Below are 25831 nucleotides of genomic sequence, written 5' to 3'. Positions count from 1 at the left end.
GCCCATACTAGCGCGACGACGAAGCCGCCGCCCGCGCCATACGCTCCATGACGAGCGCATGGTTCATCGCCGCCGCGGCGCCCATGCCCGCGGCCGCCGCCATGATCGCGGCTTGCTGCATGGTCGTCGCGTCGCCGATCACGTGAATTCCCGGGGTCGAGCTCTCTTTCGTCTGCGGGTCCACACGAACGAAACCTTGCTCGTCGAGCGAGAGCCCCAGGGCCATCACGAGGTCCACCTGCCGCTGCGGCGGTCGCATGACCAACGCGGAACACGGTACCGTGCGCCCCGAGAGGAGCTCCACCGACTCGAGATCGCGCGCTCCGACGAGGCGTGCGATCGGCTCGGTCTCCAAGGTCAGGCCGCTTTGGCGCAGGGTGTGGAGCGTAGCCTCCGAGAGCTCCGAGCCATTCGTGAAGAGGGTGAGATGGCTCGCCCAGTTGGAGAGAAACGGCGCGAAGCCGGCCATTGCGTCCGACGTGACGACCGCGCCCCAAGGCCGATCGCGCAGCTCCCAGCCGTGACAATAAGGGCATTGAAAAACCGACGTGCCCCAAAACTCCGCGAGGCCCGCGATCGGAGGGAGCTCGTCCCGCATTCCCACGGCGAGCAAAACGCGCCGCGCGCGCACCGCGGCGTCTTTCGCGTCGCCCAACGCGATCGCGAAGGCGCAACCGTCCAGGTCGGGCGCCGTCAGCTTCTCGATGCTCGTGACGAGCGCGTCGCGAACCTCGACCGACGCGTACATCGCGAGCTCTTCGCGGGCGATGCGGCGAAACTCCGACGGCGGCGTCCCATCCCGCGTGAGGAAGGTGTGAACTTGGTGCGCGCGCGCATTGCGCGGCGTTCCTCCGTCCACCAGCAGCGCCTCGGCCCGCCCGCGACCAAAGGCGAGCGCGGCGCTGAGCCCACCGGGTCCTCCTCCTACGATGACGACATCATACGATTTCATACGCCCATCGTAGGGCGCACGATGCGTCTCCGACTGGGCGCATCGTCCGATAAAATCGGCGCATCGTCGGGTGGTCCACCGCGCTCGGAAGAGCACACTCCATGGCGCGGCCGACATGTTCGCGGCCGAGTCTTCGGTCCAACCACACGGACGGCGCACCGCCCAGGGCGCAACCGGGAGCGCGCAGGCCCGATGCGCTAGTCGAGCCGAAGATTGAAAGATTCAGCTTCGGCGCCTTCGACGAGCGATTGCGGAGATCGATGGAAACGTCTTCGAACTGCCCGGGGCCGATGTAGCGGCGAAATAGTCCACGTGCGCCATCGTTGCTGATGCTGAGCAGCTCACCGGGCTCGGGGTCGACGTACACGACATTGGGGATATCCCCGCGCGCATGAACGAACACGTCGGTGTGCCCTTCTCCCTGCGCGCGCACGGAATAGGCGGCGAAGTTCGGACGGTCGCGCGCGAAGAGCGGTTTGTCGACGTCCAACCCGTCGGACGCGGCTTGCTCCGCGATGGCGGAGGTCTTCGCGTCGTGGCGGTGAAAGCCCGCGTGAACGAGGAAGAGACACATGACGAAGACGATGGCGAGCGCCGGCTGAACGATCCGATTCAAAATGGGCCTCGGACGAAGGAACGAAGAATGGAGTCCCCCGTGAACGCACCAAGGCGAGAAATTCATCCTCGGCGCGTCGACAGCATAGGGGTGCCTTTTCGCTTTGCACGGCGCGCGCGCTCATTCGATGATCCGCGCACCGGTCTCGTCCGGATTTTCTTTTGCTATTTCGCGAGCCCGCACCTCTCTTAAAAGTGATTCAGCATGCCGGGCTCCGCGTGGTCATTTTGCCTCGTGTGACGTTTTTGCAACTTCGTCGCGCGTGATTTCTGCGCGCCGTTCAGCGTTTGCGATTTACGCGTGGCACGAGAAGAAAACGAGGTTGCCTGCGGGATCGCGCACGATGATCTCGTCGGCCCCGTAGAAGGTGCGGCGCTCCGGGACCACGTACGGGATCCCGTCGAGCGCTTTTCGAACCGGCGCGAGATCGTTCACGGTGATGTAGAGGGTCGAGCGGTACGCGTCCTTTGCCATCGGCGGCACGTCTTTGGCGACGCTGGCCACGCTTTGCAGCATCAACTCGGCCTTGCCCTTCTTCAGAATGACGAAGCCGAGCTTTTTCCCCTCGGGGACTTCGAGCGTCTGCTCGAAGCCCAATCGTGTGATCCAGAACTCCAAACAGGGTTCGATTTCCTTCACGATCAGGTTGGCGACGATGTTCATGGTGCGCGGTCCTTTCATACGCCGGGGATTCTGCGTCTGCGCGGGCCACCTGTATTGGAAAAATGGAACCTCGAGCCCCGCGTCGCTGCGCGCGCGATTTCGTGTCCGGCTCAGACGGGCATTTGTCACGCGAACGAGCCCGTACGACCCGGGCCTCTGACGTACCGTCGCAGCCATGCCGCACGATCGATTTGGCCGTTTGGTTCTCGCACGACTCAGCGTCCCCGCGTGTTCGCTCTCGCTCCTCGCGTGCAGCGCGGACACGGGTGAACGCGACGTGAACGGCGCACCTCCGTCGGGGAGCGAAGGAGCTGCGACCGACATTTCCAATACGAACGACGTGGCCGAGGAGTCCGCACGGGCTCGGGAGTCCGTCGCCTGTCCCGCCGGCAAGGTCAAGGTGGACGCAACCTCTCTCGCCCTCGATGGCGAAGATGGATATGTGACCATGGGCGAAGCGGCGGGGCTCGCGCTCGAGCGCTTCACCCTGGAAGCATGGGTACGGCGCGACGGCTTCGGCGTGCCGTTCGCCAACGGCGAGGGCGCTCCCTCGCTCGTCCCCATCGCGAGCAAAGGGCGCGACGCCGCAGACGGCAGCAGCGGCGGCGGCAACTACGCCCTTGGCTTCGCGGGCGACGTGCTCGCGGCCGACTTCGAAGATGCGACCGGCGCGCACCACCCCATCGCGGGCAAGACGGAGATCCCGCTCGGCCAATGGCACCACCTGGCCGCCTCGTACGACGGCGCCGCCTGGCGCCTGTTCGTCGACGGCCAGCTCGACGCCGCATCCACCCAAAACGCCACGCCCCGCACCGACGGCGTTCAACCCTTCGCCGTCGGCAGCTCGCTCGACGCGCGCGGCGTTCCGGCGGGCTTCTTGAAAGGGCGCGTGGACGAGGTGCGCATTTGGAATCGCGCGCTCGGCGAGGGGGAGGTCGCCGACGCGATGTACCGCCGCGTCGGGCGAGGCGCCGGTTTGGCCGGGCGCTGGGCCTTCGACAAGAAGGACCGCGGGGCGCCCGACAGCGTCGGTTCGAGCCACGGTACGATGGCCGGCGGCGCGGCGCTCGCCGGCGGGGGCGCCATCTTGGACGTGGGCCGCCCGCCCGCGCTCCGCGGCGAATCCTCGAGCGCGCTGCGCACGGTGGCGGGCAGGAACACCACGCTCCACGTGAATGTGGACGATCCGGATAGCGCCGAGTTCACGGCATCGTTTCACGTGCGCCAGGTCTCCGGCGGCGAGGACTTCACGATCGTGGTGCTCCCCGATACGCAGTATTATTCGCGGTATCCCGAGTGGTCGAAATACTATTACGACCAAACGAAGTGGATCATGAACAACGCCAAGGCCTACAACATCGTAGGCGTGATCCACAATGGCGACATCGTCGACCAGGTCCATGTCGAGGCGCAGTGGAAGGTGGCCGACCAGGCGATGAAGACCCTGGAGGCGAGCTCCACGAGCTTTCCCCACGGGATGCCCTACGGCACCGGCGCCGGCAACCACGATCAGGATCCCTTCGGCACCCCGGGCGGTACGGCCAAGTACAATCAATACTTCGGTCCGGCCCGGTTCCGCGGGCGCCCCTATTTCGGTGGAACGTACGCCGCCAACGAGGCCGATGAAAATTGGGTCACCTTCTCGGCCGGCGGGCTCGACATCGTGCTGGTCGACCTGCAATACAGCGCGACGGCGCGCCCGGCCGCGGTGCTCAACTGGACCAAGGGCATTTTCAACCAGCACCCGGACGCCTTCGGCATCGTGAACTCGCACCACATCCTCAACGCCGACGCGGCCTTCAGCGCGGCCGGCAAATCCATCTACGACGCCGTGAAGACCGTCCCCAACGTGCAGCTTCTCACCTGCGGCCATATCAGCGCCGAGAACAAGCGCAGCGACGTTTTCAACGGTCGAACCATCCACTCGATGCTCGCCGACTACCAATCGCGCGCCAACGGGGGCGGGGGTTACCTCCGCATCTGGGAGTTCTCGCCGCGCAACAACGAGCTCACGGTGCGCAGCTACTCGCCGACCGAAAACAAGTTCGAGACCGACGCCAATAGCCAATTCACGTTGAAGGTCGATCTCTCGGGCGCAGGCAACGCCGCGTTCAAGACCTTGGCCACCGCCGACCCCGCGGACGCGTCCCATGTCGAGGCGGCGCTCGAGGGCCTGGCCCCGGGGCAGACCTACGAGTGGTACGCGACGGTCACCGACTGCGCGCACACCGTGACGAGCCCCGTTTACCGATTCAAGACCAAGTAAGCTCGGTCGACCAACCAATACGCACCAAGGCGCCCAGAACGTAGGACATCGATCGGGTGGCCAGCGCCTTGCGCGCGTCGCTCACCCGGGCGCGCGCAAGGTGCGCGACCGCCCGCAGCGAGCCCACGATCGCGAGCTGCGCGAGCTCGACCCCCACATCGAACGGCGCGAGGGTCACGCCGCGTCATTCCTCGTCGCGGCGACGAGGTGACGAGGCCTTTCGATATGACGCTCCCGCGGGCGCCCCGCCCGACTCCCTCTTCGATCAACCCTTCGTATCCAGCCATCGCCGGCTGAAATCCAGCCGGCTGCCGAGCAATCGAAGGATGCTATCGAGATCGCCATCGCCGATGTCGAGCTTTGCGCGAAGGCGGCGGCGGGTGTCGTCGAGGAGGGCGCGGCGCGCGGTTTGGAGCCGCCGGCTCATGGTGGAGATGCCGATGCCGCGGAGGGTGGCGAGCTCCTTGAGTCGGAGGCCGTCGAGGTAGTAGAGGCGGAGATCGTTGCGATGGTCGGTGTCGAGGTTCGTGAGGGCTGCGCGCGTGGCTTCGGCGACTTCGGCGCGATAGAGCCGTTTGAGGTGGGCGAGCTCGGGATCGTCGGCTTGGAGCACCAGCTCGTCGACGTCGCGGTCGCTGGGGCCGGAGGTTCCGCGCGCGAGATCGATGGCGATTCGGACGGCGACGGCGCGGAGCCAGCGCACCAGATCGCCGCGGCCGCTGTACTCCGTGATGCGCGGCGATCGAGCTTCGGTCCCCGTGAAGAGGCGCTCGCGCAACCGCTGTTTTATCTCGGAGATGCGATCGGTGTCGGCCCCCACCCTCGCCAACGCGGGATCGAGCTTGGGGAGGTATTCGCGTTCGATGATGCTCATGGCGGCGGCGTTTCCAATCGAGCAGCCGTACGCGAGATAAAGGGATTCGATATGGAGGTCGCGCAATCCTTCGAGCGCCGGCTTGCCGGCGGGGACTTTGCGCGCGATGAAGGCCACGAAGGTCTCGGTCTCGAGCGCCACCCCGCGGTGCGCTTCGCGCGCACGCAGTAGACGCTGCGCGAGCTCGGCTTCGAGCGCCCTTCGATCACGAGGGCTCACGCCCGCTCCGTCCTTGGAGACATGGGGCAAGAAGTCATCGTATCGCACGGGCGCATGATAGCATTTGCCTCGCCCGATGGCCGATGCTTGCAGCGACGAGAACGAACTGATGGAGCTCGCCGACGGCCTCCTCCCCGCATCGCGACGCGCGCGCATCATGCGTCACGTCGATGCCTGCGGCGAGTGCCGTGCGGTGTTGGCCGAGCTTGCCCGCGCCGGCTCGGTGTCCGAGAGCGCGGACACCCCGCGAGGTGTTGCGCCGGAGCGGCGGCTTTTGCCGGCGGAGCTCTTACGCGAATATTCGAAGAGGGAGGCCCCGGCGCGCGAGCTCAGGGCCGCCCGCTTCGTGGCGTGGTCGATGGTGGTGCTCATCTCGTTCGTGCTCCTCCGAGCGCTTTTGGGCCACCGGCTTCGGTTCTCGTTGGGGGTGGTCGGGGTCATGGCGGCTTTGCTCGGGTACGAGCTCCTGTGCATCCACGGGCTACGTCGCGGTTGGTTCCACCCGCGCTTGCCGCTCGTCAGCAGCCTCGTGGAGGTGTCCATTTTTCTCGCCGTCCAAGTCGTCATTGCGTCGACCTTGGGCGGCTTCTCTTATTTGGCATTTCCTGGTGCGATTCTGCTCGGTGTGCTGATCGCCTTTTCTGCGCAACGCGCGGATCCGAACCTGTGCTTGGTCGTGGGGGGAGCCGCGGCCATCGAGGTGTTCATCATCGGCCTGCTCGGGCCACGAATTCCATCGGCGCCAGGGCCCATGCTCGGAGTCCACGTCATTCGGGCGGTGTTTTGCCTGGTGGGCGGCTTTGCCGGGATGTCGCTGGCGAGGGATATGATCGCCCGCGCCGAGGCGGCCCTCCGCGAGATCCGCGAGCAGGATCTGTTTGGCAAATACCTCGTCCACGAACGATTGGGGCGAGGTGGAATGGGGGAGGTCTTTCGCGCCACGTATTGCCCGGAGGGTGGGTTCGTTCGCACGGTGGCGGTGAAGAGCCTGCGGCCCGAGCTGTCGCAGAGCCCGAAGTTCATGGAGTCCTTTCGCAAGGAAGCGCAGCTCGGCTCCACGTTGGTTCACCCGAACATCGTGCAGATGCTCGACTGCGGTCGGTTCCGCGGTGGGTTCATGGTCGCCATGGAGTTCGTCGATGGCGCATCGCTCGCGGCCGTGCTCGAGCGGCATTTGGAGCCATTGCCTCTTTCGGCGGTGACGTACCTCGGCGCGGAGCTCGCGGCCGCCCTCGAGTACTTGCACGGCAAACGATCGAGCGACGGCGAGCCGCTGGGGCTCGTGCATTGCGATCTCAATCCGCCCAATGTGTTGTTGTCGCGCATCGGTGAGGTGAAGCTGGCCGATTTCGGCGTGGCTCGCGCCGGCGTGGCCCGCGCCGGCGTGGCCCGCGCGGGCGGGGCAGGTGCGGACGACGAGGTTCGCTTTGCGGGAAAAGTGGCCTACGCCGCGCCCGAGCAAATCCAAGGTCGCCCGATGGACGGTCGCGCGGATCTCTTTGCGTTGGGCTTGACACTTTACGAAGCGCTCACGCGCCGGCACCCCAAACGGGGTGACGCGGTGCCCTCCCCATCGACCGTGCGCAGCGATATTCCTCCGGCGCTCGATGCGCTCGTGATGGAGCTCCTCGCCCAGGCACCCGAGGAGCGCCCGCCCCTCGCGAGCCAGGTCCGCGCACGTCTTCTTGCCATGGGTGGCGCGGGCGCACCGTATCCCTATGGCGGAACGCTCCTGGCGCGCTCGGTCGAATCGGCGCTCCAGCGGCGAAGCTCGTGATCCACCTTCGAAGGTCACCGACCGTCACCGTTGATGGCAGGACAAGCAGTCCGCGCCGACCTCCGGCTGCTCGAATGGTTCGCCCTGATCGTACAGCCTTGCGCGCTTGGCGAGGTCCGAGGCGAGGCGCTCCTCGACCAGGCTCGCGAACGCCCAACCCTGGTAGCCTTCGGTTCGCTCGATGAGCTCATAAACGGGGCGGGCGGCGTCCGGCTGATCGTTCTTCACCAAAGAATCGCCGAGGTGAAGCAGCGAACCTTGGATGTTGTGCGGCGCGTGCTCCCAATTGCCACACGTGGAATCGGGATCGGCAAAGGGGCGCGCGAGCACCGGGGTCAGATCGGGGTGCGCCCGGTCGATCCGCTGCCCCGTGCACCGTTCGTAAAAGCGAAAGATCGACTCCAAGGAGATGGCCCAATCTTGGCTGCCGCGCGCCGCTTGCCGCATGACCACCGAGCGTGTCAGCAGCCCAAATGCCGGGATCTTCTGCACGACCGCCTCCAGGAGATCGCGTCCCTGCTGCGCCGCCGCCGGGTCGTTGCGGCGAGCGCCGGTGGTGTACAACGTGCCGCCCCAAAAGGCGCTGTTGTAGAGTTGCATGTAAGGATCGTTTGGAAGGCGCACGGCAAGCTCGGTGTACTCGAGCGCGTCCGTCCGAAGCGCGGGCTCCTCGCGGGGTTCGACGGCGTCGTAGGCGACCAAGAAGATGTTGTTGAATCCGATGAGCCGCGCGAGCTCGTGATCCGTAGGCCGCGCCTCGAACACCGCGATCATCCGGCGGTGGGCGTCGAGCACCGCGGGTACGTTGCCCGCTCGCAAGGCCTCCCAGTAGCCCTTTTTGGCCTGCTCGGTCGCATCGTTCACCGGTGGGGGCTCATGGGTCGTCGGCAGCGCGCCGCTCGAATCGCACCCTGCGGCCACTGCGACGAGAAGGGCCGCGCCGGCAACCGTTCCCCAAATCATCCCATTCATCATCCGTCCTCCTCCGTGTTCTTCGCGTTCGCGTTTTGCGCGTTCTTCGCGTTCGCGTTTCGCGCGTTCGTCTGGAGACGGATCGGGTCGGCCGTTTTTGCGTCGAAATCGTCGCGACGGCACCGACCGTTCGACGTGGGGCCAGTTTCATCGGCCCGCAGAGCCGCCCATTTCGAAGCCGGCAATTGTTGCGTTTCATGGAACGGCGGCGCACGAAGAACGGGGCGACACTTTGTCAGGACCGCACTTTATGCGCGCTTCCGCATTGCCAACTTTGCGGGAATACAGGGGTTCGGCGAGGATCTACGGCAAAATGCACGGTGCGGGCGATTGGCCTTGCTTTTGCTGATTACCGGATCATGGCACGCAACACCAACGAAGGACCCGGGCGAGGCCAAGGAACCAAAACGACCACGGCGGCGGGGAAGGGAGGCGCGGTCATCGTCGTCGGCGGGAGCGGCGGCCTCTCGGATCGTTACCGTGAGGTCGTCGAAGAGCGCGGGCTCGAGCTGCGGCACTTCGAGAACCGCGTCCCCAACGGAACGCGCCGCACCATCGGACGCGTGGCCGCCGTCATCGTCATGGTGAGCATGGTCTCGCACGCCCTCCGCGATCAGGCCAAGTCGCTCGTGGCCGACAACGCACCCGTCGTGTACTTGCGCTCTCCGTCCGTCTCGGCCTTGCGCAATGTGGTCGCGACCCTGGATTCGTGAGGTGAGCGACCTCTCCGCTACGCGCCCCGCTCACGCGACGCATATTCGCGTGGGGTGATCCCCGTGAGCGACTTGAACTCGTGAATCATGTGCGACTGATCGTAGTAGCCCAGCTCGTACGCCACCTGCGCCGCGCTCGGTGCTTTTTGCGCGCCCCGCGGCACGCGGCCCGACCTCGAAACGGCATCACCGTCGCCGCCTTTGCCATCGACTCCATCGAGCCATCGGGTCAGCCGCGTCATCCGAATCACGCGATCGAGCTCCTTCGGCCCGATGCCAACGTGCACTTTGAATTGCCGCGTCAGGTGCTGACGGGTCACGCCCAACGCATCGGCGAGCTCGCCAACGCGCAATGGCGTGTCGGTCCGCAGGATGCGATCGACGCCACCGAGCACCAGCGGGTGGCGTGGTACGACGTGCGCCATGCGCCGAAGGAGCGCGCGCTCGAGCTCCGCCACGGCGGCCTCGGGGCGCTGCGTTTTGAGCGAGGCGAGGCGCTCCTCGACGCCGCGCATGCCGGGCAACACCTCGTCGAGCTCGACGTGGCGATCGGTGAGCTCGTCGAGCGGTGTACCGAGAAATGCGAATGCTCCGCCCGGACGGAAGCGAACGGCCACGATGTGTTGGGGCTCGGCGCTCGCGACCACGATGGCGCGGGTCATCGTTCCGACAATTAGCGCCAAAGGCGCGTCGTGGAGATAAAAGAGAATATCAACGCACCCGTCCGGTAGGACACGCTGCGCGGGTATTTCAGCTGCGCGCGCGATTTTCGTCCAGAATCGGTCTACATAAGGCTCAAGTGTAGGGGTGGGCAGATACTCGCGGTACACGGTCTTCTTGCTGTGCGAAAAGGTACGAGGCAAACGTGAGGCCGACACCCCTCTAGGTCGAGGGTATTGCCTGCCAAAAGCGGGATAGCTCAAACGATGGTGTATCATTCAGGGTCCCCGGATGCAGAACGACGCGCCCAACGATCGGCGGCAGACGACCGTCTCAGGTGAGACGGAAGGCGAATCCGGGGAGCCGACCGCGCCGACCTTGCGCCCGGGTGAGACGTTCGCCGATCGGTATCACCTGGAGGAGCGGGTCGGCTCGGGCGGCATGGGTGAGCTCTTTCGCGCCTTCGATACGCGCCTGCAGCGGCGCGTGGCGCTCAAGGTGCTCCGTCGCGATGGCAGCGCGGGGACCGGACAGGGTGGAACGACGCTCTCCGAGCCCTCTGCTCGCATCTTGCGCGAGGCGCGTGCGGCGGCGGCGCTCAACCACTCCAACGTGGTGGCCATTCACGACGTCGGCGAGCGCGATGGCGTGCCGTTCATCGCGATGGAGTACGTCAAAGGCAAATCGCTGCGCGCCTTCGTGGGCGCGCCGGTCCCTTCCTACGAGACGCGGCTGGAGTGGGTGATCGACGTGGCCCGCGCGCTGGCGGCGGCGCACGATCGCGGGCTGGTGCACCGCGACGTCAAGCCGGACAACGTGATGATCCGCGACGACGGCATGGTCAAGGTGCTCGACTTCGGCATCGCGCGCTATTACCACCCGACCCCCGATAGCGCCCAGGAGCTGCGCACGCAGTCGCTCTTGAACGAGTCGGGCGAGCGCGGGACGAGCGATGTGCCGCGCGTGCTCGGCACCCCCGGGTACATGGCGCCCGAGCAAATTCGGGGCGACGCGTGCGACGGCCGCGCGGATCAATTTGCGTGGGGCGTGATGGCCTACGAGCTGTTCGGCGGGCAGCTGCCGTGGCCCTCGGACCGCGGTCCCTTTTACGTCATGACGTCGGTGCTCTCCGACGAGCCCGTGCCGCTGGCCAACGTGCCGGTCTATGTCTGGCGCGTCATCCAGCGCGCGCTCGAAAAGAAGGCGCAGGATCGGTTCCCGTCGATGCACGAGCTGGTGGCCGCGTGCGGCGCGCGCACGCCGCAGGGCATCGGGCCGCCCTTCGCCGGCGACGTGAGCAACCTGTTGGCGGCGGCCACGGGCGAGGCTCAGGTCGTCGACCCCCTCCTCGTTCAGCGGGAGGTGCCGACGGGGCCCAAGAGCAAACCGCGTGGCTTCTCTCGCGCGTCGCGCGCCATCGCCCTCGGGCTTGTGGTGGTGGCGGCGGCCGTAACGGGGTTCTTCGTCGTTCGCTCCACCTCGAACCACGGCTCAGGGGCGGAGAGTACGAGCGCGCAGCCTCCGCCCCACCCCACGCCCCCGGAGTCGCCCATCACGCCGGTGGTGGCGCTGCGCCTCTCGCCCACGTGCAGCCGCGCCGCCGACGCGCCGTTTCGCGAGGGCCTCACCGCCATGCGCGAGGCGACGTGGGAGCTCGCGCTGCCGGCGTTCGAGCGGGCGGCGTCGGCCGATCCCGCGTGCCCCGAGCCGCAGCTGCAGCGGCTCATCGCGGGTTATTTCCGCTACAGCATCACCAAGGAGCGCGAGCAGTTCCGAAGGGTGAACTCGATGCGCGACGCCCTCGGCGAACGCGATCGCGTCCTGCTCGACGCCTTCGCGCCGCTGGTCGCCGCCGAGCCGGCCGATCGCGAGGAGGCCGCGCGCCGCTTGGTGGCCGCCACCGCGCGCTACCCGCTCGACGCGCAGATGCTCACGGTCGCCTCCGTGTTCGCCTCCTTCGCGGCGCACGACGCGCACGCCGTCGAGCAGTGCTACGAGCTCGGCCGGCGCGCGACGGAGATCGATCCCAGGGACGCCGATGGATGGCAGCAGATGGCCGTCGCGCTGGCGCGGCTCGGGCGGCTCGACGAGGGCATGGCCGCCCTCGACAAGTGCCTCGAGGTGGCGCCCGGCTCCGGCGATTGCTTGGAGGATCGCATCCGCATCTTGCGCTTGCGCGGCCAGTGTGCGGAGGCCAGCGCGGCCGCGCGCCGATGGCTGGTCAACGTGCCGAGCAGCTACAGCGCGTACCGGCACTTGGCCAACGCGCTCGCCTCCGAGGGGGCGCCCTCCGAGACCGTGCAGGTCGCGCTGGAGCAGTTCCGAAACCACTCGCCCTCCGAGACGCGCGAGGCCAATTATCTCTACCACCGTTCGCGCTTGGAGGCCTTGAACGGCAACTTCGTGGAGGCCGAGAAGTTCAACGACCAACTGGGCGCGCTCTGGCAGGACTCGGTCAGCGCGTACGATCACGTGCGCGCGTCGATGGCCTTGATCGACATTCTGAACGAGACGGGGAGGCGCGCCCGCGCGGTCCCCATCGCCGAGCAGTTCTTCCGCCGGCGCGACGCGTGGACCGAAGGCTTCTGGAGCTCGACCGCCCTGGAGCCCATCGTGCTCGCGACCTTGGTGGAGGGCGGCACCATTTCGCGCGAGCGCTGGAGCGAGCTCACCTCGGCCTGGGAAAAGCGCGCGGCCCCCTTCTTGAGCCGAACGTGGGGCCTGCGCTGGGGTTCCGTGGAGTGGTCCCGTGCGGTGGCCGTCGACGCGTGGAAGACGCGCCCGCCGCCAGGCCCCGCCGCCGGCTCGCTCGAGCAGCCCATGTCGCTGCGCAGCCTCTCGGACATCTTGGAGGGGCACGCCGCGCTCATGGCGGGGGAGTATGCGCAGGCCATCCAGCTCCTGGAGCCGGCGACCAAGAGCTGCGACGATCTCGAGGAGCCGTTCGCCAGCACCCGCGGCCATCTCTGGCTCGGCCGCGCGCGCGAAGGCCTGGGGGACAGGGCCGGCGCGTGTGCGGCTTATGCCGATGTGGTGAAGCGATGGGGCGATGCCAAGCCGCGCTCGTCCACCGCCGAGGAAGCCAAGCGCCGCCAAAGGGCGCTCGGCTGCGCGCGCTGAGCGACCGAGACGTCAGTGGGCGAGCCAGCCGCCGTCCATGGTGAAGGCCGCGCCGGTGATCGACCACGCCTCCTCGCTGCAAAGGAACGCGACGGCAGCCGCCACGTCCTCCGGCTCGATGAGGCGCTTGACGGCGTTGCGCACGAGCAGCACCTGCTCGAGCACCGCCTCCTCCGTGATGTTCGCCAGCCGCGCCTGATCGGCGATCTGCCGATCGACCAGCGGCGTTCGAACGTACGACGGACACACGGCGTTGACGGTCACATTGGTGGCCCGCCCTCCCGCTTCGAGCGCCACCGTCTTGGTGAGCCCCATGAGCCCGTGCTTCGCCGCCACGTACGCCGATTTGTACGGCGATGCGATGAGGCCGTGCACGGAGCTCACGTTGATGATGCGCCCCCAGGAGCGCTCGTACATGCCCGATACCAGCGCGCGGATCAGGAGGAAGGGCGCGGTCAGCATCACCGCCTGGATCAAATCCCACGCGGCCGGATCGAACCGCTCGACGGGGGCGACGCGCTGGATGCCGGCGCTGTTCACCAGCACGTCGACCTCGCCCGCCTCCCGCGCCAGCTCGAAGACCTGCTCGCGGCGGCTCAAGTCGGCCGGGAGCGCGCAGGCGTTCGGGATCTCGGCCGCGGCGCGGGTCAGCGCCTCGCCCGGCAGATCGCAGAGGAGCAGCACGGCCCCGCGGGCCGCGAGCTCGCGGGCCACGGCGAGACCGATGCCCGACGCCGCCCCCGTGACGAGGACGCGCCGGCGATGCAACGAAGATAGGCGCTGGGCGGCGGGCATCACGGCTGCTCCACGGAGGCTTGGGGAACGATGCGAGGCGCGTCCGAAGGCGCATCCGGGGGCGGATCGAGGGTGGCCGTCTCCGACGCCAGATAGACGGCGACCACGGTGATGGCGGCCAGGATCATCATGTACACGGCGACACCCCACCATGCGCCGCCCGCCGCGCGCAGCAAGCTCGCCGCGATCATCGGCGAGAGCCCGCCGGCCAGCACCGACGCCAGCTGGTAGCCGAGCGACGCTCCGCTGTAGCGCACCCGCGCGCCGAACAGCTCGGAGAAGAAGCTCGCCTGCGGCCCGTACATGGCGGCGTGCCCCACGGAGACGCCGAGCACGATGGCGCACCAGAGGAGCTCGGGCCGCGCGGTGTCGACCAAGAAGAAGAACGGACAGGCGAAGAGGAACGAGAACGCGGCGCCGAACATGTAAACGGGCCTTCGACCGAACCGGTCCGAGAGCATCCCAAAGAGCGGAATCGCCGCCAGATCCAGCGCCGACGCGAGCAGCACCCCCGTGAGCACCGTCTGCCGATCGAGCTTCACGTGCTCGGTGGCATAGGCCAGCACGAAGGTCGTATAGATATAAAAGAACGCATTTTCGGCGAGGCGCGCGCCCATGGCGAGCAGCACGCTGCGTTTGTACTTGGAGAGCACCTCCAAGATGGGCAGCTTCGCCTCGAGCTTCTCCTCTTTGATGCGCGCGAAGGCCGGGCTCTCCACGATCTGAAAGCGAATGAACGCCCCCACGCCGACCAAAAGGATGCTGAACAGGAACGGAACGCGCCATCCCCAGGCGAGGAAATCCGCCTCTGGCATCTTCGAGACCAGGGAAAATGCGCCCGTCGACAAGAGCAAACCCGCCGGCGCCCCCGTCTGCGGCCAGCTGCCGTAGAACCCGCGCTTGTTCTTGGGCGCGTGTTCCACGGCCATGAGGACCGCGCCGCCCCACTCGCCGCCGAGCCCGAAGCCCTGCAGGAGCCGCAGGCCCACCAGGATGATGGGCGCGGCGACGCCGATGCGGTCGTACGTCGGCAAGAGGCCCACGGCGAAGGTGGCGACCCCCATGATGAGGAGGGTCATGCTGAGCATCGCCTTGCGCCCGATGCGATCGCCGTAGTGCCCGAAGACGATGCCGCCCACGGGCCGCGCCACGAAGCCCACGGCGAAGGTGGCGAAGGCCAAGAGGGTCCCCATCAACGGATCGTATTTGGGGAAGAACAGCTTGTTGAACACGAGCGCCGCGGCGGTGCCGTAGAGAAAGAAGTCGTACCACTCGATGGCGGTCCCCACGAAGCTGGCGATGGCCACCTTCGAGATGGCCTCTCGGGCGGCCACGGGCTCGCGCGAGTCTCTGGAGTTGGACATGGGCGATTTCCCCTCGCTTACGGACAAGTCCCAATGACGTAATAGCCGGGGCTCACCTGCCGGAGCGACGTGACCACTCCGACGGAGAAGAGCCCCATATTCTGATTCGACCCCTTCGCGAACGCAAAACCCCACGCGACGTACGCGCGCCCGGCGATCACGTGCTCGTAGTTGTTCGCGACCGAGCAGGCCCCGGAGCCCGAATCGGGCGAGCCGGCGTCGCGGCCCGAATCGCCCGCGGCGGCGTCTCCGGCACCCGCGTCGCCCGCGCCGCCCGAGAGCGCGTCGATCATGCGGCGGACCATGGCCATTTGCGGGCCCGCGCGCTTGGCGTAGTCGGGGCTATCGTAGCCCCACCAGTCCCAGCACCCGTTGGGGTTGGTGCCGCTGGTCGGGATCGTCTGCGGATAGAGCACGACGATTCGGTTCGTGTCGGCCCATTCGTTGTATCCTGCATGCTTGTAGAATTGGTCTCCGACCGTCCCCGTCGCGTATTGCTTACATCCGTGAAAGGCGACGTGGACGCGGCACCGTGTGCCGTCGTCGCACGACTTTGGAATGTACGCGTAGCCCGTATTCGCGATACTGTGCGAAGTTGGATTGGGCAAAAAAGTACCCTGCGCGATGGAGACGAACCGGCCGCTCACGGTGGCCGCGCGCGGCGCGAGCGTGCCGTAAATCTGTGTCAGGGCCGTACCGGCGCCGTCGTAATTGCATTTGCCAATCCACGGATCGGCGGTAGTGCTACAGTTGCCGCCGTAGTCGGTGGTGGGCATCGTATGCGCGGTGCCCGGGCGGCGATTCTCGTAGCGCACGCCGCCGCTGGTGATCCAATGACGATAATAGCTTTCGAGAGCATCCATCACCGATGGAACGACGGTGGTGTCGTTCGCGCCGCCGAACAAAAACACGCGCTGCGCCGCCAAATGCGCGGGATCGTCGATGGCGCCCGCGCGGGCGAAGCGCTCGGTCGCGGCGATGGCGCGCGCCGGATCGGGCGGGGAGGGCGAGCCGCTCATGCACGCGCCGAGCGCGGTGGAGAGCGATCCCTCGGCGCAGTCGTAAGGTCCTCCGGCGAACGCCGCGGCGCCTCGGAGGATGGACGAGTAGGCCACGTGGAATTGAACCGCCATGAAGGCGCCGGACGAAAGCCCGGAGACGGATCCGCCCGTAGGTTCCATGTTCAACACCGGCAGACCACCGACTTCCGCCGACATGGCGGTGGTGCGTTCCTCGTCGAATTCATCGACGTGGGAGGTCGCACTCGAATGGCAACTCGTTGCTGCCGCAATCGCAAGGAATGCAGCGAGCGGTGGGAAGCGCAGGCGCCGTCGCTCGTTCATGCTAAAGATAATGGGTTAGGCAGAAGCGCGGGTGCGGTCGAGGACCCTTTGCGTCAAAGTAGAGGACTCATTGCGACACGGGCTCCCGTGGTGCTTCGATCGTGCATCTTTCCTTCGAGGCGACGTCATTGCGACGCGGATCTTCTCTGCTATCTGAAATGAAGGTGGTGCCAGGGTGGGTGTGAGTGGGCGACCACGAAAGGAAAGCGTGCTGCCGTCGCGTGCGAGGCTCAAGCGGTGCGCTCGAATCAACGGGCTGGAAAATCGGCTGCGGCGCGCCGAGGAGCGTCTTGCGCTCGCGCGCGCCGAGGCCGAGGCCATGCAGCACGCCTCCCGCCGCTTTCAAGAAACGGGAATCATTGGAGTTCTCTATTGGAGAAGCGACGGCGCCATCACGTATTCGAATGATGCTTATCTCGACATGCTTGGATATACACGCGAGGAGTTCGAAAGAGACGGGCTCGACTGGCGCAAGCTCACGCCGCACGAATTCGCGGGGACCGATGTTCAGGCATTCATCGAGATGAACGAACGCGGTTATTGCAGACCGTATGAAAAGGCTTACCGGGCCAAAGACGGCCGCATCGTGCCCATTCAAATTGGCTCGGCCTTTTGGGAGGGAAGCAAGGAAGGTGGCGTTTGCTGGGTGCTCGATATCAGCGAACGCAAGCGGGCCGAGGCGGAGCGCGATTGTTTGCTCGCGGCCGAGCAATGCGCGCGCCGCGAGGCGGAGTCGGCCAATGCGGCGAAGGACCAATTCTTGGCGGTGGTCTCGCACGAGCTGCGCACGCCGCTCACGGCGATCTTGGGCTGGGCCAAGCTGCTTCGAGCCGGCCCCGTTTCGCCCGAGATGCGCGAGCGCGCGCTGGCGACCATCGAGCGCAACGCGCAGCTGCAGGCGCGGCTCATCGACGACATCCTCGACGTGTCGCGCATCATCGCCGGCAAGCTCGTACTGGACGTGAGCTCGGTGCCGGTGGCCGACGTCGTGCACGCGGCCGCCGACTCCTTGCGACCCTCGTACCGCGAGAAGAAGGTCGACTTGTGGGTCGAGATCGAGCCGGAGCTGCCCTTCATTTTGGCGGACGCCAACCGGCTCCAACAGGTCATTTGGAACTTGGTGCAGAATGCACTGAAATTCACGCCGGCCGGCGGGCATGTGCACGTTCGTGCCTTTCGAAGCGGCGACACCGAGCTGTCCATCGAGGTCACGGACACGGGGCAGGGCATCAAGCCCGAGTTCCTACCGCGCCTGTTCGAGCGGTTTCAGCAAGCGGATACCTCGGCCACCCGCGTGCATCGCGGCCTGGGCCTGGGGCTCGCCATCGTCGATCAGCTGGTGGCGCTCCACGGCGGTAGCGTGCGCGCCGAGAGCGATGGCATGGGTCGTGGGGCCAAGCTTTGCGTGCGACTTCCCATCGGCCCGGTCTCGTCGATGCGCCGGGTGGCCCGTGCGTCCAAGGGGCCGCAGGTGCTCGGCCAGCGGCTCGACGATATGCACGTGCTGGTGGTCGACGACGAGCCGGACATTCGGGAGCTGATCGCCCAGATCTTAAGCGACCACGGCGCGAATGTGGTGCTGGCGTCGTCGGTGGCGGAGGCGATCGATCTAGCCCATCGCCATCGCCTCGATGCCATCTTGAGTGACATCGCCATGCCGCAAGCGGATGGTTTCGAGTTGGTGCGAAGGCTGAAGAGCGTCGATGGGTCGAATGGAAGGTCGCCTGCCATGTGCGCGGTGACCGCCATGGCGAGCCCGCTCGATCGCGAGCGCATCGCCGCCGCGGGCTTCGACGCCGTGCTGTCCAAGCCGGTCCTGCCCGAGAGACTGTTGGAAATCGTTTACCGTCTCACCCGGGTGGAGCCGCCTCCCTCGGTTCAGCGGCGCGCGTGGATGGCCTCGAGCAGCGCGCGCGCCTCGTCGCGTCGGTAGGAACCGTACGTTCCGTCGGCGAACGGCGCGAGCGCGGTCGCGGCCTCGGCGCGCCGGCCCAGCTTGATGAGAACGATGGCGCGATTGAAGCGGGCCTCGGGGGCGAAGCGGCCATTGGGGGAGGCGTTCAAGTACGCGTCCCACGAGCTCAAGGTTGCGGCCAGCGATGCGGGGCTCGCGGGGCCGAAGTGCAGCGCATGGGCGCGTCGGTACAGCGCATCAGCGGGATCGGGGGGCAGATCGGGCGCTGCGTTGCCCGCCGGAACGGCGGCGTTCGCGTTCGGGGCGGACGCGGGCTCCGCCATCGGGTTCACCTTCGCCGCGGGGTTGGCTCGTGGGGCTGCCGGCTCGGGGAGCGTGCTGACGGCGGGCGGCATCGGGAGCGCCGCGGCGGCCGCCGACTGCGATGCGGCCGACTGCGATGCGGCGATGGCGCCGCCGGACGAGGCGGTCGACGCCGACGCGCGGTGCCCCGCGGTGGGCCGCGATGGAGCCGTTGCCAGGCGAGCCTGCGGAGCCGGATCGACCTTGTCGGTCATGTGCGCGGGCACGGGCGGAGGATTGACCGCCGGCGCCGTTTGGGGTTGAAGCTTCGGCGCATCGGCGGGCGCAGGCGCCTCGGTCGCCACGGGGAGCCCAGGCGCGTCCTCCGGCGCGGGCGCTCGCTCCGCGGCAGGCGCTGCGACCTTGGCCGGGCGCGGATTTCCATGCGGCGCGTGCTCGGGCGCCGGTGCGGCGGGCGCGGGGTGCAGCACTTCGACGACGGCGTGGAAGATGGGCGTCAGTTTCCCCGACGCGGCCGCGAAGGCCGTGGAGGTGGCGAGGGTGGCGGCGATGGGGAGGAGAAAGGCGCGCGTTCGAAACGACCTCCGTTTCTCCTTGGCGACGCTCCACTGGATGCGCCGGAGGGTCACCATCGGATCCGCGGGCGGCGCGGGCAGCTCTTCGCGCATGGCGCGGGTCGCTCGCAGGAGCAGATCGTCTGCCTCTTCTTCTTCGTGAATCATGTGTGGCCCCCTGCGCTCAAGAGCTCGCGAAGCTTTCGTTTGGCGTAGAAGACGCGCGTGCGCACCGTGGCCTCGGCGGTGCCGAGGATGGTCGCGACTTCGGCGGCGGGGCGGCCTTCGACTTCGCTGAGGACGAAGGTGGCCCGATGATCGTGGCTGAGTTGGTCGAGCGCATGCTGGAGAATGCTGGCGAGCTCGCGACGGGATGTGTCGCGCTCCGGATCGTCCGAGTCTTTCTGCGGGATGACCGCGAGCTTCGACATGGCGCTCCGGCGCCGGATGGCGGAGCGCACATGGTGTCGGGAGCAATTGACGGCGATCGAAAAGAGGAGCCCCTCGAGCGATCCTTCGCCGCGGAAGCGGGCGATGGAGGCGGGCAGGGCGACGAACACATCGTGAACCAGATCTTCCGCCACCGAATCATCGCCCAAGAAGCGGTAGGCGAAGGCGCGCAGCCGCGCGTGGTAGCGCATGTAGACGTCGGCGAGGGCCGAAGGCTCGCCTCGCTTGAGCCGGGCTACATCGGCCGCATCGGGATCTTCAGGTCGGTCCTGGTGGGTGGCCAACGACAAATCGACTTGGGCGGATTGATAGGTGCCGACGCGCATCATGCCAACGTTCGAATGTCCTCGAGGGCTAGTGCCCGCAACGGCTAGGACGTTCATGGCGGTCCGTCGATTTAGTACATCAACTGAGCGCCACCGCTGAACACGGGGCGGAAACGTACATCATTGTCACCTTTGTTGTCGACCTGAACGTCCAGACCGCCGCCGGCGAACAGGCCCAGGTGGTTGGCGAGCTCGATCCCGGCGATCAGGCGGGCCTGGTAGTCGTTGAAGTTCTCCGTCTTCTTTTCGGAGATGCGGTACATGTTGGCCGAGCCGAGGTCGATGTCGAAGTAGACGGGCTGGAGCACCGGCAGGTGCAGGCCGAGGTTGACGCCGGGCCCCATGAAATCCGTGCCCCGCTCGTGCGCATACGTGCCGCGCACCACCGCGTACGTGTACTTGGTCGCGTACTTGATGCCCACGTTCGCCAGGCCGTGGTTGCTCGACCAGGCGATGGCGCCGATGCGACCGGTGCGCGAATAGTTGAAGATGCCGACCTGCGCGCCGTCCACGTCGTCGGCGATGTTCACCACGCCGAACTGCAGGCCTTTGACCTGGCCGCCGATGTTCACCACGCCGAACTGCGTGCCGCGAACGTCGCCCGCGATGTTCACCGGCGCCATTTGCATGCCCTCCACCCCGTCCGGTGCGATGGCCGTGATGCCCGCGAGCTGCGCGCCGTACAGCTTGCGCTTCGTGTACGCGAAAATGCCCGCGAGCTGCGCGCCGCTCACGTCCTCACCGCTGTAAGTTCCGATGCCGCCCATCTGCGCGCCGCCCACGCCGCCCTTGCCGGCGTACGCGCCGATGCCGCCCATCTGCACGCCGCGGAGCTCTTCGCCGCCGTACGCCGCGATGCCGCCCATTTGGAGGCCGTTCACCGATCCATCGACCTGCCCCAGGATGCCGCTCATCTGCAGGCCATCGAGCTCGCCGATGCGGCCGTAAAGTGCATCCATCGCGAAGGGGGTGCGCACGTCGGGCCTGCCGAAGTTGGTGGCGATCGGGTACACGAGCGACACCACCAAGGGGTGGAAAGGCCGATCCATCGCCGGCTTCGCGCCTTCTTTTTGCGCGCCCTCGGCGTTTTGCGCATCTTGCGCCGCCGCGGGGGGCGGGGCGGTCAAGGTGAGCAGCGCGTCGGTCTGGTTGGTGACCAAGTTTTCGGCCAAGAGCGACGCGGTATCGAGCACCGCGGCCTTGTTGGCCGCTTGCACCGTGCGCTCCACGTCGCGCCCCTTTCCATCGCGGTAATTGATGGTGACGAGGGTGTCCTTGATCCGCACCACCAGCTCCGGGCGATGCGGATCGCTTGCAGCGCCGGGCGCCACCAAGGTCGTTCGAACCTTTTCGCTCAGCGCGGCGCGAACGCGCTCGGGCGCCTCGTCACCTTGGACTTGCAGGGCGATCGGTGCGTCGTTGCCGCTCGGCGGCGCTGCAAAGACGGGAGTCGAAAACGAAATCAGAAGAAGCGCGAGGAGAAGAGCACGAGCGAACGACATGCCTTGAGGTGCCCGCTCGTCCGACTTCGTTCACGCTCCGTACGCGATCGGTCACGATTCTTTTTGCGCCGTCGCCGTCGCCGTCGCCGTCGCCGTCGCCGAACCGAGCCGGACGAGCACCTGGCCTGTCGCGACTTGATCGCCCGCGCGCACGTTCACCTCGTGCACGGTGCCCGCGATGGGCGCGGCGAACTCCAGCTCGAGCTTCATCGCCTCCACCACCACCAGCACATGGCCCTTCTCGACCTCGTCCCCTGGCGCGATCCCGACCCGCACGATCTTGCCATCCATATGCGCGCGGACGATCCCATCCGCGCCCGGGGCGGCGGCCTCCGCCGGGCGGTAGGTGCGGTCGGCGTACGTCTCGGTCACGCCTTCGGCGTCGAGCCAGAGCGCATCTCCATGCCACGCATAACGGGCGACCTTCTGCACGGCGCCCACGGCATAGCGCAGCGAGCTTCCATCGGCGCGCACGGCGTGCACCTCCACCGGCGCCGCGTCGCGCACGGTCACGCGGTAGCTCTCGGGTCCGAGCGGGGTCAAGGTGAGGGCCGTGTCCTGCCCTTGGCACCCGAGGGTGAGCGCCGTGGCCATCGGCAAGGTGCTCTGCCAGCCGAGCAGCGACGCCGCCTCGAGCTCGCGGCCCTCGGTGAGGCGAAGGCCATCGTCCACCACGATCACCACCGCCGCGAGCGCCGCATGCACCGCGGGCACGGCGGCGGCCGTCATCTCGGGGTGCTGCCCGAGGAAATCGGTGGCCGCGCGACCTTCGGCGAACGGCTCCGAGCCCACGATGCGCGCCAGGAAATCGCGGTTGGTGGCGACGCCGAACAAGGTCGTGTCGGCGAGGGCCCGGAGCAAGCGATCGCGCGCGCCCGTGCGATCCGTTGCGTGGGCAACGATTTTGGCCTGCATGGAGTCGTAGAAGGGCCCGATGACCGCGCCCGTCTCCAGGTGCGTGTCCACGCGGACGCCTTCGCCCTCGGGGGCGCGCCAGCGGAGCACGGTGCCCGTCTGCGGAAGGTAGCCCTTGGCGGGATCCTCGGTGCAGAGGCGCACCTCGATGGCGTGCCCGCGCCGGCGCGCCAGGATGGCGTCTTGATCGAGGGGCAGCGGCTCGCCGCGCGCGATCAAGAGCTGCCACGCCACCAAGTCGACGCCGTAGACGAGCTCCGTGACCGGGTGCTCCACCTGCAGCCGCGTGTTCATCTCCAGGAAGTAGAAGCGCCCGTCGCGGTCGAGCAGAAACTCCACCGTGCCGGCGCCCACGTAATTCACCGCCTTGGCCGCGCGAACGGCCGCCGCGCCCATGGCCGCGCGCAGGGGCTCGTCGACGGCCGGGCTGGGGGCCTCCTCGACCACCTTTTGGTTCCGCCGCTGGATGGAGCAGTCGCGCTCCCCGAGGTGCACCACATGGCCGTGCCGATCGCCGAAGACCTGAATCTCCACGTGCCGCGCGCCCACGATGGCCTTCTCGAGCAAGAGCTCACCGCTGCCGAAGGCGCTCTCCGCCTCCGAGCGCGCCGCCCGCAGGCTCTCGGCGAGCGACGACGCATCGTGCACGAGCCGCATGCCGCGACCTCCGCCGCCGGCGGCCGCCTTGACCATGATGGGAAATCCGATCGACGTCGCGGCATCGAGCAGCGACGCGTCGGAGGCGTCCGCGCCTTGGTAGCCGGGGATGCACGGCACGCCCGCCTCGATCATGCGCGCCTTGGCCGCGCTCTTGTTTCCCATCGCCTCGATGGAGCTCGGGTCGGGGCCGATGAAGGTCAGGCCCGCGTCCACCACGGCGCGCGCAAACTCGGCGCGCTCGGAGAGAAAACCGTACCCCGGGTGCACGGCGTCGGCCTCGGCTCCCTTCGCCGCATCGAGCAGCCGCGGAATGGACAAGTACGACTCGGCGGCGGGCGGCGGGCCGATGCGCACGGCGCGATGCGCCTCGCGCACGTGGAGCGAGTGGCGGTCGGCGTCGCTGTAGACGGCGACCGTCTCGTAGCCGAGGGCGCGCGCGCCGCGGAGCACGCGCACGGCAATTTCGCCGCGGTTGGCGACGAGGATCCTACGAAACCGCTTCGTCATGGTTCTTCTCCTCGCTTTCAGAGCCGCGCGACGCCGTAGCTCGTGGGTTGGAGCGTTCGCGCCCGCGCCTCGTCGCAGATCGAGAGCACGTAGGCGAGCACTTTGCGCGTGTCGCGCGGATCGATGATGCCATCGTCGAACAGGCGCGCGCTGGTGACGAACGCGTGCGACTCCGTCTCGAACTGCGACACGATGGTGCTCTCGATGGCCGAGAGCATCCCCTCGTCCGACTCGTCGAACACTTTCCCCGCGCGCTTCCACTTCTCCCGGGTGACGATGCTCATCACCTTGGCCGCCTGCTCGCCCCCCATGACCGCCGTGCGCGCGTTGGGCCACGAGAAGATGAACGCCGGCCCGAAGCCGCGCCCGCACATGCCATAGTTCCCCGCGCCGAAGCTGCCGCCCACCACGATGGTGATCTGCGGCACGTGCGCGTTGGCCACGGCCTGAATCATCTTGGAGCCGTGCTTCACGATGCCGCCGCGCTCGGAGGCCGAGCCCACCATGTAACCGGTGGTGTTCATCAAGTACACGATGGGCAAGTTGCTCTGGCAACAGAGCTGGATGAACTGGCCCGTCTTGGTGGACCCCTGCACCGTGATGGGCCCGTTGTTGCCGACCACCCCCACGCGCACGCCGGCGATGGTCGCGTGCCCGCAGATGGTCTGCCGATCGTATTCTCCCTTGAACTCGACGAACTCGCTCGCGTCGACCACGCGCGCGATGATCTCGCGGCAGTCGACCGGCTTTCGGTAGTCCACCGGGACCACCCCGCACAGCTCGTCGGGGTCGTAGAGCGGGGCCTTCACGGCGCGCGGGGGGCGAGGGGGGAGCCCGTCGTTCCAGCCGATGCCGCGCATCACGTCGCGCGCGATGCGCAGGGCGTCGGCGTCGTCCTCGGCCAGAAACTCGCCGGTGCCCGCGATCCGCGTGTGCATCTCGGCGCCGCCCAGATCTTCGTCGAGCGCGACCTCGCCGGTGGCGGCCAGGAGGAGCGGCGGGCCGGCGAGGAACACCTTGGCGCGCCCGCGCACCATGATGACGTAGTCCGAGAGCCCCGGCATGTACGCGCCGCCCGCGGTCGACGATCCATGCACCACCGTGATCTGCGGGATGCCGGCCGCCGACGCCCTGGCCTGGTTCGCGAACGTGCGCCCGCCGGGGATGAAGATCTCCGACTGGTAGAGCAAGTTGGCGCCGCCCGACTCCACGAGGGAGACGGCCGGGAGCTTCTGCTCGAGGGCGATCTCCTGCGCCCGCAGCGCTTTGTGGAGGCCCATGGGCGCGATGGTGCCGCCCTTGATGGCCGAGTTGCTCGCGGTCACGATGCAGCGTACGCCCGAGACATAGCCGATGCCGATGATCATGTTGCCGCCGGCGAGCGCGCCGTCGCGGTCGTCGTGCATCTTGTAGCCGGCGAGGGTGGAGAGCTCGAGCCAAGGGCTGCGCCGATCGAGCAGGCGCATGATGCGCTCGCGCGGCAGGAGCTGTCCGCGCTTGACGTAGTTCTTGCGCTTGCTCTCCTCTTCCGCGCGGCCCTTGGCCTCGATGGCGCGAAGCTCGGCGACGAGGCCCAGCATGTCCTCGCGGTTCTTGGCGAAGGCCGCGCCGCGGGTGTCCACGGTGGAGCAGAGGACCGTCATGACCTGCTCCTCGGCGTAGTTTTCGGGTTTCGCGCACCCCGCGCGCTTGGTACACGGCGCGGGGCTTTGGGTGCTGCCCCGAGCTCGAGCGCTCGGATCCAGAGCGTTGTCAGTGCCACGATCGCCTCCTCTTCATGAAAAGCCTGCCGCCGCGGGCGGCGCACCTTCGGTTGGTCGAGACCGAACGCGAAATAACAGAACTCGTGCACCATCCCGGCGAGGATGTTCGCGGAGAGCGCGGCAGATACGTCGTTGGGGGTGAGCCCTGCGCGCTGCAGCCTGCGGATGGATCGCTCGACCCGCGCGATGAACGTGGCGCGCGCCTCCTCGTACATGGCGCGCAACGTGGGGTCGGAGAGGGTCTGATGTTGCACGAGCGCCAGGATGCGCGCGTTCTTCTGGTACGCATGCACGTACGCGCGGTTGCCGGCCTCGATGCGCGCCCGCGGATCGGCGCCCACGTCGGGCGGCAGCGGGGGGATGAGCTCGTGGAAGAGCGCGCCGGCCACCTCGCGCAGGAGCTCCTCCTTCGAGTCGAAGTACGTATAGAACGAGCCCACGGCGACACCCGCCTCGTTGGCGATGTCGACGATGCGCGCCTCGAGGACCCCGCGCGCCTCGAAGACGCTCCGGGCCGCGGCCACGAGCTTTCTTCGCGTGCGCTCGGCGCGCCGTGAGAGGGGATCCGGCTTTGGGGGCGTGGTCGGGGGCATCGTTTTGAA

At 67.5% G+C, this 25831-nt stretch carries 21 protein-coding genes; 5 read left to right on the top strand and 16 right to left on the bottom strand.

The window, feature by feature from the left end:
• Positions 1-7: 7 nt before the first annotated feature.
• The 3 genes from LZC94_41690 to LZC94_41680 form a co-directional block, all read right to left on the bottom strand.
• Positions 8-952, bottom strand: a complete 945-nt coding sequence (locus LZC94_41690; GenBank protein ID WXB14326.1) for an NAD(P)/FAD-dependent oxidoreductase — start codon at positions 950-952, stop codon at positions 8-10.
• Complete coding sequence (locus LZC94_41685; protein WXB14325.1) at positions 939-1568, bottom strand: hypothetical protein; 630 nt, start codon at positions 1566-1568, stop codon at positions 939-941. Before LZC94_41685 ends, LZC94_41690 begins: the two co-directional genes overlap by 14 nt.
• A 294-nt stretch (positions 1569-1862) precedes the next feature.
• On the bottom strand, positions 1863-2231 hold the full coding sequence (locus LZC94_41680) for a hypothetical protein (protein WXB14324.1): 369 nt from the start codon (positions 2229-2231) through the stop codon (positions 1863-1865).
• Positions 2232-2406: 175 nt separating this feature from the next.
• Between LZC94_41680 and LZC94_41675 the strand changes: the two genes are divergently transcribed.
• Positions 2407-4497 (top strand): metallophosphoesterase, encoded by a 2091-nt coding sequence (locus LZC94_41675; GenBank protein WXB14323.1) that lies wholly within the window; start codon positions 2407-2409, stop codon positions 4495-4497.
• Here the strand turns inward: LZC94_41675 and LZC94_41670 are convergent.
• Positions 4484-4675: a hypothetical protein gene (locus LZC94_41670; GenBank protein ID WXB14322.1), complete on the bottom strand. Its 192-nt coding sequence runs from the start codon at positions 4673-4675 to the stop codon at positions 4484-4486. The two genes, LZC94_41675 and LZC94_41670, sit on opposite strands and share 14 nt — an antisense overlap.
• 87 nt (positions 4676-4762) lie before the next feature.
• The gene (locus LZC94_41665; GenBank protein WXB14321.1) at positions 4763-5590 is read right to left on the bottom strand and encodes a sigma-70 family RNA polymerase sigma factor; all 828 of its coding nucleotides are present in this window, start codon (positions 5588-5590) and stop codon (positions 4763-4765) included.
• A gap of 76 nt (positions 5591-5666) precedes the next feature.
• Between LZC94_41665 and LZC94_41660 the strand changes: the two genes are divergently transcribed.
• On the top strand, positions 5667-7367 hold the full coding sequence (locus tag LZC94_41660; GenBank protein ID WXB14320.1) for a protein kinase: 1701 nt from the start codon (positions 5667-5669) through the stop codon (positions 7365-7367).
• Between the two features lie 24 nt (positions 7368-7391).
• Here the strand turns inward: LZC94_41660 and LZC94_41655 are convergent, their stop codons facing one another.
• Positions 7392-8342: a hypothetical protein gene (locus tag LZC94_41655; protein WXB14319.1), complete on the bottom strand. Its 951-nt coding sequence runs from the start codon at positions 8340-8342 to the stop codon at positions 7392-7394.
• Between the two features lie 356 nt (positions 8343-8698).
• On the opposite strand from LZC94_41655, the gene LZC94_41650 reads away from it, so the two are divergent.
• Complete coding sequence (locus tag LZC94_41650) at positions 8699-9052, top strand: DUF2325 domain-containing protein (GenBank protein WXB14318.1); 354 nt, start codon at positions 8699-8701, stop codon at positions 9050-9052.
• Between the two features lie 17 nt (positions 9053-9069).
• Here LZC94_41650 and LZC94_41645 read toward each other — a convergent pair whose 3' ends face one another.
• Entirely contained in the window at positions 9070-9714 is a 645-nt protein-coding gene (locus LZC94_41645; GenBank protein WXB14317.1) for a helix-turn-helix transcriptional regulator, read from the bottom strand.
• Positions 9715-10003: 289 nt separating this feature from the next.
• Here LZC94_41645 and LZC94_41640 point away from each other — a divergent pair, with 289 nt between their 5' ends.
• Positions 10004-12832 carry a protein kinase gene (locus LZC94_41640; protein ID WXB14316.1) on the top strand — a complete coding sequence of 943 codons (2829 nt, stop codon included), beginning with the start codon at positions 10004-10006 and terminating at the stop codon, positions 12830-12832.
• Between the two features lie 12 nt (positions 12833-12844).
• Here the strand turns inward: LZC94_41640 and LZC94_41635 are convergent, their stop codons facing one another.
• Genes LZC94_41635 through LZC94_41625 form a run of 3 tightly spaced genes read right to left on the bottom strand, consistent with a single transcriptional unit; the run spans position 12845 to position 16208 of the window.
• Positions 12845-13627, bottom strand: coding sequence for a 3-hydroxybutyrate dehydrogenase (locus LZC94_41635; protein WXB20316.1), 783 nt, complete (start codon positions 13625-13627; stop codon positions 12845-12847).
• A complete protein-coding gene (locus LZC94_41630) occupies positions 13627-14991 on the bottom strand; it encodes an MHS family MFS transporter (GenBank protein ID WXB14315.1) in 1365 nt (454 codons plus the stop codon). The genes LZC94_41635 and LZC94_41630 overlap by 1 nt, the downstream gene beginning before the upstream one ends.
• A 17-nt stretch (positions 14992-15008) precedes the next feature.
• Positions 15009-16208 carry a hypothetical protein gene (locus LZC94_41625; protein WXB14314.1) on the bottom strand — a complete coding sequence of 400 codons (1200 nt, stop codon included), beginning with the start codon at positions 16206-16208 and terminating at the stop codon, positions 15009-15011.
• 334 nt (positions 16209-16542) lie between these two features.
• On the opposite strand from LZC94_41625, the gene LZC94_41620 reads away from it, so the two are divergent.
• Positions 16543-18267 (top strand): ATP-binding protein, encoded by a 1725-nt coding sequence (locus LZC94_41620; GenBank protein WXB14313.1) that lies wholly within the window; start codon positions 16543-16545, stop codon positions 18265-18267.
• Here LZC94_41620 and LZC94_41615 read toward each other — a convergent pair.
• From LZC94_41615 to LZC94_41590, 6 genes are all read right to left on the bottom strand, one after another.
• On the bottom strand, positions 18213-19274 hold the full coding sequence (locus tag LZC94_41615) for a hypothetical protein (GenBank protein ID WXB14312.1): 1062 nt from the start codon (positions 19272-19274) through the stop codon (positions 18213-18215). The genes LZC94_41620 and LZC94_41615 overlap by 55 nt on opposite strands.
• Complete coding sequence (locus LZC94_41610) at positions 19271-19885, bottom strand: RNA polymerase sigma factor (GenBank protein ID WXB14311.1); 615 nt, start codon at positions 19883-19885, stop codon at positions 19271-19273. The genes LZC94_41615 and LZC94_41610 overlap by 4 nt, the downstream gene beginning before the upstream one ends.
• Before the next feature lie 68 nt (positions 19886-19953).
• Positions 19954-21384 (bottom strand): hypothetical protein, encoded by a 1431-nt coding sequence (locus LZC94_41605; GenBank protein WXB14310.1) that lies wholly within the window; start codon positions 21382-21384, stop codon positions 19954-19956.
• A gap of 51 nt (positions 21385-21435) precedes the next feature.
• A complete protein-coding gene (locus LZC94_41600; GenBank protein ID WXB14309.1) occupies positions 21436-23466 on the bottom strand; it encodes a biotin/lipoyl-binding protein in 2031 nt (676 codons plus the stop codon).
• Positions 23467-23483: 17 nt separating this feature from the next.
• Positions 23484-25109: an acyl-CoA carboxylase subunit beta gene (locus LZC94_41595; GenBank protein ID WXB14308.1), complete on the bottom strand. Its 1626-nt coding sequence runs from the start codon at positions 25107-25109 to the stop codon at positions 23484-23486.
• Positions 25106-25822, bottom strand: a complete 717-nt coding sequence (locus tag LZC94_41590; GenBank protein ID WXB14307.1) for a TetR/AcrR family transcriptional regulator — start codon at positions 25820-25822, stop codon at positions 25106-25108. Before LZC94_41590 ends, LZC94_41595 begins: the two co-directional genes overlap by 4 nt.
• Between the last annotated feature and the right edge of the window lie 9 nt (positions 25823-25831).

The sequence above is a fragment of the Sorangiineae bacterium MSr11954 genome, from assembly GCA_037157815.1.
Classification (GTDB): Bacteria; Myxococcota_A; Polyangia; order Polyangiales; family Polyangiaceae; genus Pendulispora; species Pendulispora albinea.
The sequence above is the reverse complement of the archived record's forward strand: the minus strand, read 5'-3'. Positions and strand labels throughout refer to the sequence as shown.